The sequence below is a fragment of the Chromobacterium alkanivorans genome, from assembly GCF_016937655.1.
In the GTDB taxonomy this organism is placed as follows: Bacteria; Pseudomonadota; Gammaproteobacteria; order Burkholderiales; family Chromobacteriaceae; genus Chromobacterium; species Chromobacterium alkanivorans.
This window is the reverse complement of the sequence record NZ_JAFHKL010000002.1, coordinates 466,975-484,235: the sequence shown is the minus strand read 5'-3', so window position 1 is coordinate 484,235 and position 17,261 is coordinate 466,975. Positions and strand designations below refer to the sequence as shown.

The 17,261-nt window shown below is 64.4% G+C and carries 16 protein-coding genes and 1 riboswitch; of the genes, 12 read left to right on the top strand and 4 right to left on the bottom strand.

The window, feature by feature from the left end; all coding sequences use genetic code 11:
• On the top strand, positions 1-826 hold an 826-nt coding region (locus JW897_RS24480), incomplete at its 5' end, for a calcium-binding protein (protein WP_275899838.1).
• Positions 827-876: 50 nt separating this feature from the next.
• On the opposite strand, the gene JW897_RS05830 is transcribed toward JW897_RS24480, so the two are convergent.
• Positions 877-2,058 carry a DUF1501 domain-containing protein gene (locus JW897_RS05830; RefSeq protein WP_205465448.1) on the bottom strand — a complete coding sequence of 394 codons (1,182 nt, stop codon included), beginning with the start codon at positions 2,056-2,058 and terminating at the stop codon, positions 877-879.
• 11 nt (positions 2,059-2,069) lie between these two features.
• Complete coding sequence (locus tag JW897_RS05825; protein ID WP_205465447.1) at positions 2,070-3,581, bottom strand: DUF1800 domain-containing protein; 1,512 nt, start codon at positions 3,579-3,581, stop codon at positions 2,070-2,072.
• A gap of 148 nt (positions 3,582-3,729) precedes the next feature.
• A riboswitch (TPP riboswitch) is annotated at positions 3,730-3,824 on the top strand.
• Positions 3,825-3,874: 50 nt separating this feature from the next.
• Between JW897_RS05825 and JW897_RS05820 the strand changes: the two genes are divergently transcribed.
• From JW897_RS05820 to JW897_RS05805, 4 genes are read left to right on the top strand one after another with little or no spacing between them, the layout of a single operon-like run.
• Entirely contained in the window at positions 3,875-4,891 is a 1,017-nt protein-coding gene (locus JW897_RS05820; protein WP_205465446.1) for a thiamine ABC transporter substrate-binding protein, read from the top strand.
• Entirely contained in the window at positions 4,888-5,436 is a 549-nt protein-coding gene (locus JW897_RS05815) for a GNAT family N-acetyltransferase (RefSeq protein ID WP_053077333.1), read from the top strand. Before JW897_RS05820 ends, JW897_RS05815 begins: the two co-directional genes overlap by 4 nt.
• Positions 5,436-6,989 (top strand): ABC transporter permease, encoded by a 1,554-nt coding sequence (locus JW897_RS05810; RefSeq protein ID WP_205465445.1) that lies wholly within the window; start codon positions 5,436-5,438, stop codon positions 6,987-6,989. The genes JW897_RS05815 and JW897_RS05810 overlap by 1 nt, the downstream gene beginning before the upstream one ends.
• Complete coding sequence (locus JW897_RS05805; protein ID WP_205465444.1) at positions 6,982-7,950, top strand: ATP-binding cassette domain-containing protein; 969 nt, start codon at positions 6,982-6,984, stop codon at positions 7,948-7,950. Before JW897_RS05810 ends, JW897_RS05805 begins: the two co-directional genes overlap by 8 nt.
• On the opposite strand, the gene motA is transcribed toward JW897_RS05805, so the two are convergent.
• Together motA and JW897_RS05795 are read right to left on the bottom strand one after the other, a co-directional pair.
• Positions 7,934-8,794: a flagellar motor stator protein MotA gene (gene motA, locus JW897_RS05800; RefSeq protein WP_205465443.1), complete on the bottom strand. Its 861-nt coding sequence runs from the start codon at positions 8,792-8,794 to the stop codon at positions 7,934-7,936. The genes JW897_RS05805 and motA overlap by 17 nt on opposite strands.
• Positions 8,795-8,887: 93 nt before the next feature.
• On the bottom strand, positions 8,888-9,217 hold the full coding sequence (locus JW897_RS05795; protein WP_205465442.1) for a hypothetical protein: 330 nt from the start codon (positions 9,215-9,217) through the stop codon (positions 8,888-8,890).
• A 223-nt stretch (positions 9,218-9,440) separates the two neighbouring features.
• On the opposite strand from JW897_RS05795, the gene JW897_RS05790 reads away from it, so the two are divergent.
• The 7 genes from JW897_RS05790 (at position 9,441) to JW897_RS05760 (ending at position 17,208) form a co-directional block, all read left to right on the top strand.
• Entirely contained in the window at positions 9,441-10,412 is a 972-nt protein-coding gene (locus JW897_RS05790) for an N-acetylmuramoyl-L-alanine amidase (RefSeq protein WP_205465441.1), read from the top strand.
• Between the two features lie 389 nt (positions 10,413-10,801).
• Positions 10,802-11,152, top strand: coding sequence for a hypothetical protein (locus tag JW897_RS05785; protein ID WP_146176655.1), 351 nt, complete (start codon positions 10,802-10,804; stop codon positions 11,150-11,152).
• Between the two features lie 356 nt (positions 11,153-11,508).
• On the top strand, positions 11,509-12,033 hold the full coding sequence (locus JW897_RS05780) for a fimbrial protein (protein WP_048414004.1): 525 nt from the start codon (positions 11,509-11,511) through the stop codon (positions 12,031-12,033).
• Between the two features lie 311 nt (positions 12,034-12,344).
• On the top strand, positions 12,345-14,768 hold the full coding sequence (locus JW897_RS05775) for a fimbria/pilus outer membrane usher protein (protein ID WP_205465440.1): 2,424 nt from the start codon (positions 12,345-12,347) through the stop codon (positions 14,766-14,768).
• 16 nt (positions 14,769-14,784) lie between these two features.
• The gene (locus JW897_RS05770) at positions 14,785-15,519 is read left to right on the top strand and encodes a fimbrial biogenesis chaperone (protein ID WP_048414002.1); all 735 of its coding nucleotides are present in this window, start codon (positions 14,785-14,787) and stop codon (positions 15,517-15,519) included.
• 30 nt (positions 15,520-15,549) lie between these two features.
• On the top strand, positions 15,550-16,563 hold the full coding sequence (locus JW897_RS05765; RefSeq protein ID WP_205465439.1) for a fimbrial protein: 1,014 nt from the start codon (positions 15,550-15,552) through the stop codon (positions 16,561-16,563).
• Between the two features lie 117 nt (positions 16,564-16,680).
• Positions 16,681-17,208 (top strand): fimbrial protein, encoded by a 528-nt coding sequence (locus JW897_RS05760; protein WP_048414000.1) that lies wholly within the window; start codon positions 16,681-16,683, stop codon positions 17,206-17,208.
• Positions 17,209-17,261: the final 53 nt, after the last annotated feature.

The window sequence follows — 17,261 nt, the reverse complement described above, 5'->3', positions numbered from 1 at the left end:
CGGCGGTTATGGCCGCGACATCTACCTGTTCAATCAGGGCGACGGTCAGGACGTGATCATCGATCGGGCCTACCGCGTCAGCGCGGAAGACTCGTACCGGGATGAACTGGTGTTCGGCGCCGATATCAAGGAAAGCGATATCCAGGTGCTGCGCAGCGGCAACGACATGGTGTTCCGCCATATCAACGGTCAGGACAGCGTGACGGTGAAAGACTGGTTCGGCGATCAGCTGAACTGGATCGAGCAGATCACCTTCGCTTCCGGCGCGAAGTGGACGGCTGATCAGCTGATGAAGCAGGGCGTGCCCTTGTTGGGCACCGAGCTGGGCGATACGCTGCGCGGCGGCGCGCTTGACGATTGGCTGGTCGGCAACGGCGGCCATGACGCGCTGTACGGCGGCGAGGGCAATGATCTGTTGGTCGGCGGCCGCGGCAACGACGTACTCGAGGGCGGCAACGGCAACGACACCTATCTGTTCGAGCGCGGCGATGGCCAGGATGGCGTCACCGACACCGGCGGTCAGGACGTGCTGAAGTTCGGCCAGGGCGTCAATGCCGATCAGCTGTGGTTCAAGCGCCAGGGCGCCAGCCTGGAGGTCAGCGTGATAGGCACCGATGACAAGGTGTCGATTAATAACTGGTTCGGCAATGCCGCGAACCAGATCGAGACTCTCCAGTCCGGCGACGGCAAGGCGTTGGCGGCCAGTCAGGTGCAGGCGCTGGTCAATGCGATGGCGGCGTTCAATCCGCCGGCCGCGGGCCAGGTCAACCTGCCGGACAACTACCAGGCGGCCTTGCAGCCGGTGTTGGCGTCCAGCTGGAAGTAAATCGCTGAGTTGATCTCTGTAGACGGCCGGCCCTCAGGGGCCGGCTTTTTTCATGTCTTGAGAATGGGCAGGGGGGCGAAACGGCCGCCCAGCACATTGCGGGCGTCCTTGCCCCACCAGCTCTGGATGGCGGTGGCGTAGACCTGGCGGAAGTCGATGGCGCAGGGTAGATTGCCGTCGTCGACGCCGGCCAGCGGCGGGCTTTGGCCGTACAGGCCGCCGCGCACACGGCCGCCGGCGGCGAAATGGACGTTGGCGGTGCCGTGGTCGGTGCCGCGGTTGCCGTTTTCGCGCGGACGGCGGCCGAATTCGGCGTAGCTGAGCACCAGGGTGTCGTCCCAGCGCCCTTGCGCCTGCAAGCGCGTGCGCAGCAGGGCGATGCCGTCGGCCAGTTCGCCGAGCAGCCTGGCCTGGGTGGGAAGCTGGTTGCCGTGGGTGTCGAAGCCGGTCAGCGTGATGCGGGCCACGGCGATGGACACGCCGCGCGACAGGGTGTCGGCCAGGGTGGAAACGGCCTGGGCGAAAGCTCCGGCCGGCCGCGGCGCGGCCATAGGCGAATCCGCCGCGGCCACGGGCTTGGCCGGCTGGCCCAGCTCGGCGGCGGCCTGGCGGATGTCGCCCTCCACTTTGAGGATGTGGCCCAGCGCGCCGTTGGCGCCGGCGCGGCCCTGGTCCGCCGCCAGCTTGGCCTGGCGCGCGAAATCTTGCGGATTGCTCAGCACCACCGCGCGCGCGCCGCCGTCCAGCGGACCCAGCGCCTGGCTGGACAGTACCACGCCGTCGGCGGCGAAGCCGCGCGGCGTCGGCTGTTCGCGGAACAGCCGGCTCAACCAGCCCTCGCTCAGGTATTGCTGGCTATTGGACGCGGTTTCCCAGATTTCGATGGAACGGAAGTGGGACAGGTTGGGGTCGGGATAGCCAACGCCTTGCAACACCGCCAGTTCCTGTTGCTGCCACAGCGGGAGCAGGCCGGCCATGGCCGGGTGCAGGCCCAGGCGTTCGTCCAGCGGCAGCGCTTGCTCGCGGGGAATGGCGATGCCGGGGCGCAGCCGGTAATAGTCGGGGCTGGCGTAGGGGACGACGGTGTTGAGGCCGTCGTTGCCGCCCTTGAGTTCGATCAGCACCAGCAGGCGCTGATAGCCGGCCGGCGCCAGCGCCCAGCTCAGATTGGGCAGCACGGACACCATCAGGCCGCCGGCCATGGCTTTGAGAAATTGGCGTCGCTGGAACATGGCGGGACCTCTCAATGGACTTGGTAAACCGGGTCCAGCAGCAGCGGGGCGATGGCTTGCGCGCCGCTGAGGGAGTCGGGCAGGGGATTGGCCGGCGGCAGCGCCAGCAAGAATTTGGCGGCGTCCTGAGCGCTGCGGATCTGATAGATGGCGCTCCATTCGTCAGGCTGCAGCTTGAGCGAGCGCAGACCGGCGGCCGCCAGCCGGTTGATGCGCGCCTCGCGGCCTTGCATTTCGTTCATGCCGCCGTCCGGCAGCGCAAAGGCGTTGCGCGCCGGCGCGGCGTCGCGGGCGATGCGGTCCAGAAACTGTTTGCGGCTCAGCAAGGTGGCGCTGTTGATCCAGGCTTCGCCGCCCGGCCAGCCTTTGACGTTGGGCGGCGCGAACACGTCCTGGCCCAGTTGGCGGTTGAGCCCGGCCAGCGCGCGCCAGTCCGGCGGGCTGAGGTCGAAGGTGACCAGCGTGCCCAGGGTCAGTTCCAGCGGCGACTTCACCAACTGGCCCTGGCTGTTCCAGAACTGGGGGCTCAGCAATATCGCGCGCAGCAGGGGCTTGATTTCGTAGCGGCTGTTGCGGAAGCCGGCGGCCAGCCGTTTGACGGCGGCAGGGTCCGGCTGGGGCGAAATGAAGGCCTTCCACAGCTTGGCGGTGATGAAGTCGGCGACGGCCGGCTGTTGCAGCAGCAGGTCCAGCACGGTGTCGCCGTCGAAATCGCCGCGCTGGCCGAAGATCAGCTTGTCGCCGTCGTCGTGCAAGCGCGGGCGCTTGACGAAGCGCTCGTCGCGATCCAGCCCCCAGCCGGTGAAGGCGCGGGCGGCTTCGCGGATGTCCTGTTCGCTGTAATGGCCTTCGCCCAGGGTGAACAGCTCCATCACTTCGCGCGCGAAGTTCTCATTGGGCTGGCCCTTGCGGTTATTGGCGGTGTCCAGATAGCGCATCATCGCCGGATCGCGGGCGACGGCGTGCAGCATGTCGCCGAAATTGCCCAGCGCGTATTGGCGCAACAAGGCGTTTTGTCGATACATCAGTTGCGGCGAGCGCACCTTGTCCAGCGCGGAGACGAAGTGGTTGTGCCAGAACAAGGTCATTTTTTCGCTGAGCGGCGACGAGGTGTAGCGCATCTCGTTCAGCCACCAGCCGCGTAGTTCCACCGCGTGCTCGGCGCGCAGCTTTTGCAGCGCTTTCTTCTCGTCCTCGCTCAGATTGGGTTGTCCCGGCCGCTCGAAGGCTTCGTCGATCCAGGCCGGCGGCGGCGTGGCGGCGCTGGCGCGGGTATTGGCCAGCAACCGGTCCACCGCGGCTTCGCGGCTCAGCGGCGCGTAGACGGCGATTTGCGCCGGATTGGCGCCGAAACCGGTCCGGGACAGCAAGTGGCGCGCGCCGGCGACGCCGATGCCGGCCTGAGCCAGCGCCGGCAGGCAGAGCGCGGCCAGCAAGAGGGCGGACGCGGCGCGGCGCCTGGTCTTGGCGATGTAAGGGATGGCGGACGCCGCTGTCGTCAGCGGCCGGCATAGGGTCGGCATGGGGTTCAAACATGGTCTCCCGGGGCGCCCGGCGTGGCGCAGGCATGCATTCAGCTTAGAAGGCGCTTGTCGTCGGCGTGTTAAGCCGCCGGCCGACTCTGTTAAAGAGTGTTGGCTGTCAGCGCGCGGCCGCTGCGGTATACTGGCGCGCTGTCACCAGGGGTGTCCGCGGCGCGGGCTGAGAAAATACCCTGCAACCTGATCTGGGTCATGCCAGCGGAGGGAGCGTGATGCGCGGGCGCGGCCCGCATTCCGCTTGCTCCGGCCAATTGTCATTGTGTACGGAGATGTCCATGAAGTGTTTTCCCTCTTTGATCGCAGCCGCGCTGGCGGCCGCCAGCCTGAGCGCGTCGGCGGCGGAGTTGCGCGTGCTGTCGCACAGCTCGTTCACGGTGTCCAAACCCTTGCTGGCCGAGTTTGAAAAACAGAACGGCGCCAAGGTGTCCATCATCAAGGCCGGAGACGCCGGCGAGATGCTGAACAAGCTGATCCTGACCAAGGCCAATCCCATCGCCGACGTGGTGTTCGGCATCGACAACAGCCTGATCGGCAAGGCGCAGCAGGCCGGAGTGCTGGCGCCGGTGCCGGCGGCGCTGGCCCAGGGCGGCAAGGCCGTCCTGCCCGGCGCGGTGAGCATAGATTACGGCTACGTCACGCTCAATTACGACAAGGCCTGGTTCGCCCAGCGCCAACTGGCGCTGCCCAAAACGCTGGAGGACTTGACCAAGCCGGCCTACAAGAACCTGCTGGTGGTGCAGAATCCGGCCACTTCCAGCCCGGGCCTCGCCTTCATGCTGTCCACCGTCGCCGCCATGGGCGAGGACAAGGCCTTCGCCTTCTGGGGCCGTTTGCGCGACAACGGGCTCAAGGTCAGCAAGGGTTGGAGCGAGTCCTATTACACCGATTTTTCCAAGAACGGCGGCAGCCGGCCGCTGGTGGTCAGCTACGCCACCAGCCCGGCCGCCGAGGTGTTCTACAGCAAACAGAAGCTGAACGACGCGCCCACCGGCAATCTGCCGCTGAAAGGCGGAGTGTTCCGCCAGGTGGAGGGCGCGGCCCTGGTCAAGGGCGGCAAGGAAGCGGCGCTGGGCGAGAAGTTCATCGCCTTCCTGCGCTCCGAGGCGGTGCAGAAAGACGTGACCACCACCATGTGGATGTATCCGGTGATGGACAAGGTGGCCCTGGATCCGGTCTACCGTTTCGCCGAACAGCCGGCCGCGCACGACACCCCGGACAGCAAGGCGATCGCCGAGCGCTCGCGCCAGTGGGTGGCGCGCTGGACCAGGATCGTTTTGAAAGGCGGTCAATGATCCCCGATATCGAATCGCCGCGGCTGTTGCTGCGGCATCTGGACCCGCGCGTATTGCGCAGTTGCCTGGCCGGCGAGCCGGAGACGGCGGCCGAATGGCTGGGCGCGCCGCTGGCGGCGGCCTGGCTGGACGAGCAGGCGCTGATGGCCTTGCGCCTGGACGATATCGCCCAGGACCCGGCCTATGCGCCGTGGTCGGTGCGGGCGCTGTTGCGACGCGAAGACATGGCGATGGTTGGCCACGCTAACTTCCACTCCTTGCCCGGCCATCCTTATTTGGGCGGCTACGGCGACGTGGAGCTGGGCTATACGATTTATCCGGATTACCGCCGCCAGGGTTACGCCCGCGAGGCGGTGCTGGCGATGGGCGCCTGGGCGGCCCTGGCCGGCGCGACGCGGCTGGTGCTGTCCATCGCGCCGGACAATCTGCCGTCGCAAGCGCTGGCCGCCGGACTGGGTTTCGTCAAGGCGGGGCAGAGCGCGGACGAGGACGGGGTGGAGGATGTGTTGACCGCCCGTTGGCCGCTGAAGGGAACGCAGTCTTGATGTTGAGCCGTCGGAGCCGCCTGTTGCTGGCGGCGCCTCCCTTGCTGTTTTTGCTGGCGATGTCCGCCTCGCCGCTGGCGCGGCTGCTGCAGGAAGGCGGCGGGCTGCCGTCCTTCGGTTTGCTGAGCGATTCCTATCTGCGCTGGCGCATGCTGTGGTCGCTGCTGCAGGGCGGGGCGACCTGCGTGCTGGCCTTGCTGCTAGGCGTGCCGGCGGCGTGGGCGCTGGCGCGCTTCCGCTTCGCCGGGCGCGGCCTGGCGCTGCGCCTGCTGATGCTGCCCTTCGTGATGCCCACCCTGGTCGCCGGCGTCGGCGTGTTGGCGCTGTTCGGCCCGCAGGGCTTGAGCGGGCTGAACCTGCAGGACTCGCCCTGGCTGTTGCTGTACGGCAATCTGTTCTTCAATCTGCCGCTGGTGATTCGTGCCGCCGCCGACGGTTTCGCCCAAGTGCCGGCCAGCCGGCTGGCCGCGGCCCGCAGCCTGGGCTCCGGCCGCTGGCGCGCGTTCTGGCGTGTGGAATGGCCGGCGGCGCTGCCCTGGCTGTTGCCCAATCTTTGTCTGGTCTTCCTGTATTGCTTCTCCGGTTTCGGCCTGGCCTTGCTGCTGGGCGGCCAGCGCTATGCGACGGTGGAAGTCGAGATCTACACGCTGGTGGCGTATGAGTTGAACCTGGCCGACGCCGGCGCGCTGGCGCTGCTGAGCCTGTTGGTGGCCGGCGGCGTCGCCGCGGTCTATGCCTGGCTGGAGGCGCGGCTGGGCGTGCCGACGCCTTGCGAGCCGCTGCTTCCGGCGCCCGCGCGGACGTGGACGGAGCGGGCCTGGCTGACGGCGGCCCTCGCCATCTTGCTGGCCTTCGCCGGCTTGCCCTTGCTGGCGGTGCTGTGGAAAGCGCTGTCCGCGCTCGACGGTCTGGCCGCGCTGTGGGACGAGGAGCTGCGGCTGGCCTTGTTCAATTCGGCGCGCTTCACCTTGCTGACCGTGTTGCTGTCCGGCCTGCTGGGCCTGTGCCACGCGCTGGCCGCCGGGCGCTGGCTGTGGCTGCGGGCTCTGGCGTTTCTGCCCTTTGTGGTGTCGCCGGTATGCGTGGCCTTTGGCCTGTTGCTGCTGTATCCGCGCTGGAGCGCAGATCTGAGCATGCTGCTGGCGGCCTATGTCTTGTTGGCCTATCCCTTCGTCGCCAAGGCCGCCGGCGCGGCGCTGGACGGCATGCCGGAACAGCTGGCGCAGGCGGCGCGCTCCTTGGGCGCCAATCCCTGGCGGGCGTTCCGGCGGGTGATCTGGCCCCTGCTTCAGCCCGCCCTGCGGCGCGGCCTGGCCTTCGCCGCCGCCACCGCGGTGGGGGAGTTCGCGGTCACCTTGTTCCTGTCCCGGCCGGAGTGGCTGACCCTGACCACCTTGATTTATCAGAAGCTGGGCCGGCCCGGTCAGGCCAACGCGGACGCGGCGATGTTGTTGTCGGGCCTGCTGATGGTGCTGGCGACGCTGGCCTTCGCCGTGATCGAAAGCGGCGCGGCGCGGCCGGGCGAACCGGAGAAAGGAGATGGGCGTGCTTGAGCTCAGAGCAATTGAAAAGCGTTTCGGCGCGCGGGTGGCGGCGGACGGCATATCGCTGCAGGTGGCGGCCGGGGAGACCCTGGCCCTGCTGGGGCCGTCCGGCTGCGGCAAAAGCAGCTTGCTGAAAATCATCGCCGGCCTGCTGCCGCTGGACGGCGGCGCCGTTCGTTTCGACGGCGAGGACATCACCGGCCTGCCGCCGGAGCGGCGCGGCTTCGCGCTGATGTTCCAGGACTTCGCCCTGTTTCCGCATCTGGACGTGGCGGGCAATGTGATGTTCGGCCTGATCGAGCACGGGCAGTCCCGCGCCCAGGCCGCCGGCGCGGCGGCGGCGATGCTGGAGCGGCTGGGCCTGGGCGGCTATCAGCGGCGCAAGGTCTGGACCTTGTCCGGCGGCGAGCAGCAGCGGGTGGCGCTGGCGCGCGCGCTGGTGACCCGGCCGCGGCTCTTGCTGCTGGATGAGCCGTTTTCCAGCCTGGACGCGCATTTGCGCGGCCAGCTGCAAGCGGAGTTCGCGCAGTTGCTGGCGGAGTCGGGGATACCGGCCATCCTGGTCACGCATGACCGGGAGGAGGCGTTCGCGATGGCGCACCGCGCCGCCGTGCTGCACCAGGGGCGCATCGTGCAATGCGCCGCGCCGCGACAATTGCTGGCCAGGCCGGCGAATGCGTGGCTGGCGCGCTTCATCGGCTATGAAAACGTGTTGGAGCACGCGGTGGTGCCGGGGCACGCGTTGCGGCTGGGGCCGCAGCAGCCGCCGGCGCGGATAGAATCGCTGACTTGGCTGGCGGACGGCGCCCGCGTTGAGGTGGCTGCGCAGGCGGGGCGGCTGAGTCTGAGCTTGTCCGCGCGCGAGGCGGCGAGCCTGGGCGCGGAATTGCGGCTTGGCGGCGAGTTCGGCCTGGGGGTGGACGCCGCGGAGCTGATTCCCTTGGCCAGCGAGTCTAGCGCAGGCTCTTGATGCGCTGCTCCAGCTCCTCGAATTCCGGCCGCTCGCTGGAAAACAGTACCTTGCGGCCGAACTCGATGGCGCTGGGCGGCGGATATCCTTGCATGCCGGCCAGCAGCACGGTCTTGATACATTGCAATTCCTTGCTGTCCTCGTCCAGCTTCTGTTCCAGCAGCGCGCCCAGCGGCGACACCATGCCGTAGGACAGCAAGATGCCGAGGAAGGTGCCCACCAGCGCCGAGCCTATCATGCCGCCCAGCACCGCCGGCGGCGCGCCGACCGAAGCCATGGTGTTGACCACGCCCAGCACGGCGGCGACGATGCCGAAGGCCGGCAAGGCGTCGCCCAGGCGCTGGATGGCGGCGATGGGCGCCATGCCTTCCTGATGGTGGGTGTCCAGCTCCACGTCCATCAGGTTTTCTATCTCGAAGGCGTTCAGATTGCCGCTGACCATGATGCGCAGGTAGTCGCGGATGAAGCCTAGCGCGTGGTGGTCGCCGGCGATGACCGGATACTTGTTGAAGATCGGGCTCTGCTGCGGCGCGTCGACATCGGCCTCCAGGGCCATCATGCCTTCCTTGCGCGCCTTGACCTGCAATTCGTACAGCAGGCTGAGCAAATCCAGCGCGCGGGCCTTGTCGTGGCGCGAACCCTTGAGCGCGGCGGGCAGCGCGCGCGCCACCGCTTTCAGGTTCTTGGTCTGGTTGGCGACGATGAAGGCGCCGAGCGCGCCGCCCAGGATCGCCATCATTTCGGTGGGCATCGCGGAGAGAATGGCGCCGATGGCGCCGCCGTGGAGCAGGAAGGCGCCGAAGATCATGCCGATTACGACGAGGTAGCCGATGATTACATTCATATGTGGTAGTCCCAAGCGAAGTCAGGCCGGCGCGATGCCGGCGCGCGGCCGCGGCGAGCGCGGCGCGTTTGCTAGATAAAGAAGGCGGAACACTCAGATGCGAGGCGGCCGGCGCGGAGGCGCGTGCGGCAGCCGCAGGGGCAGGGCGTCTGTGTAGTCGGGCCAGTCCGGCTTCGCCGCGTTCGTCGTCATGACCGGGCTTGCGCTGGGCAAGGCCTGGCACTCTCCGCAGCCGCTCGGACTGCCGGCGCAGTGCGCGTGGCCGCCGTTTGCCGCTGGCGTCGCGCCGGCGGCATAGGAGGAGCCGGCGCGGCTGAGCGCGCCGTCGGCGTGAGCGGCGGCGCCGGCGAGCGGCAAGGCCTGGCAGAGGATGAACAGCAGCAGGGCCAGCCGGGAGATGAATGTGAACGCCGAAAGTCTCAATGCAGGTTTCCCATGAGTCGCAGCGCAATCTAAATCAGGATCGGGGGGCTGGCAAGCCTGGATTCATGGTTTGGCGCCAAGCCGCGGCTTTTTTATATTAATTAAATAGCATTTATCATGCATTTATCGTAATTGGAACTATTTATTAGTCAAAAAGCTCTACCTTTGCAGCGTGCGCCGGGAAACGACCGCGGGCACGCCTGACGATAAGGTTGAATGGAAAATGATTAGCAGAAGACACATTTTGGGATGGACCGGGGCCTTGCCCCTGCTGGCGCCGTTGGCGGCCAGCGCATTGAGCTCCGCTTGCGCCAGCGCGGCCGGAACGGCCAAAAGCTATCGGGTCGACGCCAGCCTGCTTTCCGAGAATCAGGATTCCAGGGTGCGCAACCTGGTCTTCCACTACACCGCCGTGCCCAATGGTCTGGCTTTGGAAATGCTGACGCAGGGTCAGCACGGCGCCAGCGCGCATTATCTGGTGCCGGACGCCGCGCTGCTGGGCATGTCCAACAAGGTGTACCAATTGGTGCCGGAGGAGCGCAGAGCCTGGCATGCCGGGCGCAGTTACTGGCAGGGGGACCGGTTGATCAACTCCAGCTCCATCGGCATCGAGATCGTCAACCTGGGGTATCCGTCGCCGGCAGAGGACGAACTGCCCTTGATGCAGCGGCAGTGGTTCGACTTCGACGAGGCGCAGGTTTCGGTTGTGGCGCAGTTGGCGGCGGACATCATCGCGCGGCATCAGATTCCGCCGCACAAAGTGGTGGGGCACTCCGACGTGTCGCCGGGGCGCAAGGTGGATCCCGGGCCCAAGTTCCCCTGGGAGCGTTTGTACCGCGACTACAATATTGGCGCCTGGCCGGAGCGCGAGGCGGTAGCGTTCTACCTGCGGCAGGCGCCTTATCGCGGCGACGTAAGGGGTTTGCAGAAACGCTTGCTGGATTACGGCTACGAAGCGCCGCAAACCGGCACGCTGGATAAGGAGAGCCAGGACGTGGTGGCGGCTTTCCAGATGCATTTCCGGCCCGCGCGCTACGACGGCGTGCCGGATGCCGAGACCTCCGCCATCCTGGACGCCTTGCTGGAAAAATACTTCGACCGGCCGCGGCCGGGACGGGCGCCCGGTTCGAAGCCGGCCGCGCCGACGAGAAAAGACAATGGGAAGGGCAGCGATACCTGGCCGCTGATGCCTTGACATCGCCCAGTCATTCACCCCGGCGCTTGGGGCTGCGAAACCAAGGGACGGCTTGCCGTCCCTTTTTTGTCGCCGTCATTCCCTTGATCTGTTTCGCCCCCCCGCATTGGCCAACTTGAGTCGGCGGCGGACGCGCCCAGTTTGTGCCATAACGATAATCAGACGTCGTCATTTGATGTATTTAACTGTTTCCTGCTTAAACTGCCATTGATTAGTAAGAATGTGTTAATTCTAAAACAAAATAACTTGTAATAAAAACTATCAAATAGCCCTTTCAATTTAAATGCCACTTGTACTAGAATGCAATTGAACCGGTTGAGCTTATAAAAAAAGCAGAAACCTAAAAGTAATTGCTTACTAATTGCGGGATTTGGAAAGGAAGGTCGAAAATGAAACGTCTGCACGCACTTGGACTGGCAGCCCTGCTTTCCGCTCTTTCCACCGCAGCAATGGCCCAAGGCGGCCAAGTCCATTTCTACGGCGCCATCGTTGAAGGCGGCTGCAGCGCCCAAACCCACGAAGTGGCCAGCGCCGACGCGGCCCGCGCGAAGCCGGCCCTTGAACTCAATCAGTGCGCCAGCCCGGCCAAACTGACGCTGGACAGCGAAGCCGCCGCCCAGCAAGGCAAGATCGCCAGCCTGAACGTGCGCAAAGGCGAGAACCAGTTCAGCAGCCGCGATTTGCTGCGCAGCGCCACCGCTCGGGCCGGCGCGGTGAATCTGGTGGTCAACTACTTCTGATCGCAGTCCAAAACTGCTCAATAATTCAGCAAAAAACCCACACGGCATGATTCGTGTGGGTTTTCTTCATTTGAAGTGTTGTTTTATTGCAAATATCGCCCAATCCTTAACAAACCCCTGAAATAAAACAAATATTCAAGATTGATTCATCAAATCGTTTAAAGTCGACGAGGCGGGTTTTTGCGTACATTTTAAAGAAAAAATTTAATATGAAACAAAAAAACCTACGCAATGAGTCGGCTTGCTACTATGCGTCTGCGTTCCAGTACTGCAGGTCAGCACTGGCGGATGGTCCGCGACGCGGCAAGCGAGGCTGCTGTGCGGTTTGAGAATGATTACCTTAGTCGGAGTCAAGAATGAAAAAATTTGTATTTGCTGGTTCCCTGATGGCTGTTGCCGCTTCCTCCATTTTCGCCGCCGCCGGCACCCTGGACGTTAAGGGCGAAATCGTTACCGCCGCTTGCGGTCTGGATTCCAAGAGCGTGAACCTGGAAGTGGGTCTGGGCAAAGTGCCGACCCACGTGTTCAAGAAAGTGGGCGACCGTTCGGCTCCGACCCCGTTCCAAATGACCCTGACCGACTGCACCACCACCACGCTGAAGACCGTGGCTGTGATGTTCTCCGGCACCGCTGGCACCAACAACGAACTGATGGCTCTGAAGAGCGGCGGCGCCAAGGGCGTGGGCGTTCGTCTGGTGAACACCAACAACGGCGACCAGATCAAGCTGAACCAGTACGGCACTGCTCTGAACCTGGTTGACGGCAACAACACCCTGAACTTCAGCGCCGCATACGAAGCCGACGGCAAAACCGGCGACGCAGTTGCCGTGACCCCGGGTCAAGCCGATGCCTTCGCCGTATTCGATCTGCAGTACAAGTAAGCCGCAGTTCGATTCAAAAACGGAACCACGCAAGGTTCCGGCCCCTGTTTCCTTGTGCCCTGACGGTCTCTTCGCCTAGGCGATGATCGGCCTGGTTTGTCCGCTGTCAGCAATGAGTAGTCTGCAAACCAGGGCATGAGGATAGTCATCTGCAAGCATTCCCCCAAGGCAAGAATATCTGCGCCTGACAAGCGGCGCGGCTTCGTCATTGCCTGACGGGACAGATTCAAGGCCGGCGCGTTTCGACGCGACGGCGTGTTTCAGGCAAGGCCGCCGCGGGCGGCGCGCACTTAATCGGGATATCGGCAGGCATGAACAAGCATCGCATTTACATTGTGGCAGTGGCGCTGACGCTCGGCCCTTGCATTGCGCATGCGGTGGAGTTCAACGACGCCTTTTTGCAGCTGGACCCGAGCAGCAGCGTGAGCCTGGAGCAGTTCGAGCAAGCCGGCTACATCGTGCCGGGCCGCTATATCGCCGACGTGTATTTGAACCAGCGCTTTTTGCAGCAGCTGGAACTGGATTTCCGTCCGGAAGGCGCGGATCAGACCGTGCGTCCTTGTCTGCCGCCGGAGTTGATCCGCCAGCTTGGCCTGCGTTCCGGCATTGTCTGGCCGCAGAACGAGCAATGCGTTGATTTGTCGGCGGTTAGCGCCGCCAAAGTGCGTTACAGCAAGAGCAACGCGCGCCTGGACATCTCGGTGCCGCAGGCGGAACTGGCGTATCGCGATGAAGACTACGCGCCGCCGGAAACCTGGAACGACGGCGTGCCGGCGGCGATGCTGGATTACCGCGTATTCTATCAGCGCACCGACAACGGTCTTGGCGCCAGCAGCAGCAAGACCACCAGCTACGGCGTGGCCGGCGCCAACGCCGGCCCCTGGAGGCTGCGCTCCAATTACCAGTACGACGACAGCGCGACTAACCGCAGCCGTCTGAGCTGGAACAATACCCAGGTGTATCGCGATCTGCGTGGCATGCAGGCGCGCCTGACCCTGGGCGAAGTGTTCAAGACTTCCGAGATCTTCGACGCCTTCTCCATGCGCGGCGCCACGCTGAACAGCGACGACCGCATGATTCCGCAAAGCCTGCGCGGCTACGCGCCGCAGGTCAACGGCGTGGCCAAGACCAACGCCAAGGTAACCATCCGCAACCAAGGGCGGGTGCTTTACACCACCAATGTGCCGCCGGGCCCGTTTTCCATCCGCGATCTGAACAGCAGCACGCAAGGGCAGCTGGATGTGACCGTGGAGGAGGCCGACGGCAGCCAGCAAACCTTTACCGTCAACACCGCCTCGGTGCCCTTCCTGACGCGCAACGGCATGTGGCGTTACAAGGCGGCCATCGGCCAGGCGGATCAGAACGGCAGCGCGTCGCACCCGAACGTGGCCAGCGCCGAGGCGTCTTACGGCCTGACCCAGACCTTGTCGCTGTACAGCGGCTTCATCGCATCCGCGGACTACCGTTCGCTGGCGATGGGCTTCGCCAAGGATCTCGGCAACTGGGGCGCTTTGTCCGCCGACGTGACCCAGGCCAACGCCCAGATGCGCGGCGGCCTGAACATGGCCGGCCGTTCTTACCGTTTCAACTACGCCAAGAAGTTTGAAAGCCTGGACGCGGATATCCGCCTGTTCGGCTACCGCTTCTCGGACCGCAACTTCCGTTCCTTCGGCCAATTCCTCAGCGATCTGGACGGCCAGAACTATATCAGCGACAAGCAGCGGGTGGGCATGACCGCCAGCAAGACTTTCGGCCAGACCAATGTGTTTCTGTCGGCTGAAAAATCCACTTATTGGAACGCCGCCGCCACCCAGCGCGTGGATCTGTCGCTGAGCCGCGACGTCAATATCGGCTCCTTGCGCAACGTCAGCCTCAATCTGTCGGTGCAGAACCTGCGCGACCAGACCGGCAGCAGCAACCGCGTTTACCTGGGCTTGAGCATGCCGCTTGAGAACAACCGCCGCATCGGCTACGACGTTCAGGGCAGCGCCGGCAACACCAATCACACCGTCCGTTACTCGGACAGCAGCAAGCCCAACCACAGCTACAACGTGGCGATGAGCGCGGACACCAGCTCCGGCAAGCCCTTGGTGTCCGGCGATTATCATTACACCGGCCGCGTGATGCAGGCCGACGTGTCGGCCAGCAAGCAGCAGGGCGGTTACAGCAGCCTGTCCGCCGGGATGGGCAGCTCGCTGGTGCTGCACGCCGGCGGCCTGACCATGGGCAACAGCTACGGCGGCGAAACCCGCATGCTGGTGGACACCGACGGCGTGGCCGGCGTGCCGGTCTACGGCGTGTCGGCGCAGACCGACCGCAACGGCTACGCCATGCTCAGCAGCGTGGCGCCGTATTACAGCCAGGACGTGCGCCTGGACGACGACAATATGCCGGATTCGGTGGAAGCCAGTTCCGCGGTGCGCCGCGTGGTGTTGACCGAAGGCGCGGTGGGGCGCACCGAGTTCCCGGTCAAAGTGGGGCGCAAGGCCTTGCTGACGGTGCGGCTGCCGGATGGCAAAATGCCGCCTTTGGGCGCCACCGTGAGCGATGTGGCCGGCAAGCGCGACGTCGGCATGGTGGGCGACGGCGGCCTGACCTTCGTCACCGGCTTGAGCCCGGCGCCCAAGCTGGAAATTTCCTGGGGCAAGACGCGTTGCCGCGTGGACCCGCTGCCGGCCGATTACGATCTGAGCCAGGGCGGTCGCGACATGATGTGCACGCCTCTAGCAGAATAAAGAATAAGGAATCGATATGAACACTCTTCATCGCGCACTGGGGCTGGCGGGCGTGCTGGCCGCGCTGACCGCGCCGCTGGCGGCGCAGGCCAACATCCTGCTGGACCGCACCCGGATGATTTATCTGGAGCAGGACAAGAACGTCAGCATGGTGCTGAGCAACAAGAATCCGGAGCAGCCTTATCTGGTGCAATCCTGGCTCAGCGACGGCGAAGGCAAGCGTCTGGCCTCGCCCTTCTTGGTGTTGCCGCCGCTGCAGCGCATCGAGGCCGGCGAGAAGGGCGTGGTGCGCCTGAGCCGCATCCCCGACCCCAGCCTGCCGGCTGACCGGGAGTCGCTGTTTTATCTGAACGTGCAGGAAGTCCCGCCCAAGAGCGACAAGGACAATGTGCTGCAACTGGCGATCAAGTCGCGGATCAAGGTGTTCTACCGTCCCAAGGAAGCGCAACTGCCGCGCGGCGAAAACCCGGCCAACAAGCTGCAGCTGAGTTTCGACGCCGCCGCTGGCAAGCTGGTGTTCAAGAACCCCAGCCCGTACCACCTGACCCTGGTGGGCTTGGAGTTGCCCGGCGACAAGAAGCCGCGTGATATGGACGGCCTGATGGTGCCGCCCAAGGGCGAGGCCAGCTTTGCGCTGAAGGCGCTGCCGGCCAGCCTGAAGCTGAGCAACATCAATGATTTCGGCGCTCAGGACACCTTTACCTTCGTTTGCGCGAATGGCAGCTGCCAGTACCGCGAAGACAAGAAATAATTGCGCAGGCGCACTGCGCAGGGAGAGCCCATGTTGAATCGTCGTTTGCCGCGTTTGCTGTTGATGGCCGCGCTGGCCATGCTGCCGGCCTTGAGTCACGCTTTGGCGTGCAAGGAAGGGGGGCGCAACGGCAGCGTGATGATTACCGAGGACATCGGCTCCACGGTGGCGGTGCCCATCACCTTGCCAAGCGGCGAGATCATCTGGCACTCCTCGGTGCGCACGGTCAATGTCTCTTGCTACAAGGACCATAATGGCTTGCGTGAGGCGGAGGAGGTGTTCTTCTATCCTAATCCGCGCAAGGACAGTTCTCCGCAAGGGGTGCAGTTTGGCGTGATGTATAACGGGCGGCCCAATTTCGACCCCAATCTGCGGATTGCGACGGGCCAGGTCATTCCGAAGTGCCCGTCCAATATCGCATTGAATCAGTGCCCGACAACGGATTTCTCCTTGAGCTTCCAGGTGGTGATCGCCACCAAGACGCCGTATCCCGGCAATGGGAGCGTCGGCAAGTCGCAGTTTGAGGTCTTGCAGTTCGACGGGGTCGGCGGGATCAACGACATCAAGGGCAGCAACTTGGTTTACAAGGTCACCGGCTTGGACAAGATCCGCTTTATCCAATGCGCGGTGAAGGTCAGCCTGAATCCGGCAAGCAACGCTTTGGACTTCGGCAAAATCGCCAAAACCGTCAAGGGGCTCAACCCGGCGGTGCCGCGCAGGGACTTTGCCCTGAAGCTTGAGAAAACCTGCGACGACCCTGTCAAGGTCAACGGCTATTTCCGCGGCATCAACGGCAAGGCGGATGCCTATACCGCCACCCTGGTGAAAAAGAAGGACAACTCGGATAGCGGGCTTGGCTTGCAACTGTTTTACGGCGACGGACGTCAGCTGCGGCTGGAGCAGTCGGAGTTCCTGGCGGAGTTTTTCAAGGGCGACCGTCAGAAAACCGTGCCGATGTTCGCCACCATCGTCCCCACCAATATGGGCAAGGTGGAAGAAGGCCCGTTCCAGGGCACGGTCAATATCGATCTGGATTATATCTGAGCGGCTTGAGCCCTCTGGTATGAGGGTGGCGAGACGGCGAACTGAATTGGCGTAAGAGCCTGTTCAAGGTATCGCTGACGCGCAGCAGACTTTGAACAGGTTCTAAGGAGTGGAGCAATGAAATTCAAGGCTATGGTGCTGGCTTTGTCGCTGGCGGCGCCGTTGGCGCAGGCGGCGGACGGCACCTTGAACGTTTTCGGCGAGCTGGTGTTGAGCGCCTGCGGCCTGGATCCCAACTCGCAGAGCCTGGAAGTGGGCATGGGTCTGGTGTCCTCGCAAATGTTCCGCAAGATCGGCGACCGCTCCCGCCCGGTCGCGTTCGACATCCGGCTGACCGAGTGCTCCATCGACACCATGACCACGGTGGCGGTGCGCTTCAACGGAGAGGCCGACCGCGACAACGGCGAGCTGATGGCGATCAACGGCAGCGCCGCCGGCGTGGGCATCCGCCTGATGGGGCCGGGCGGCGGCGACATCGTGCTGGGCCAGTATTCGCCGCTGGTGGGTTTGACCAACGGCAGCAACACCCTGCGTTTCAACGCGATGTACGAATCCACCCGCGCGCCGGTGCCGCAGGGGCAGGAAGGCGGGATCAAGCCGGGTTCGGCCAACGGCCTGGCCCAGTTCGACTTGCGCTATATGTAAGCGAATGCAATGAAAACGGCCCTTCCGCCATATGACGGAAGGGCCGTTTTCGT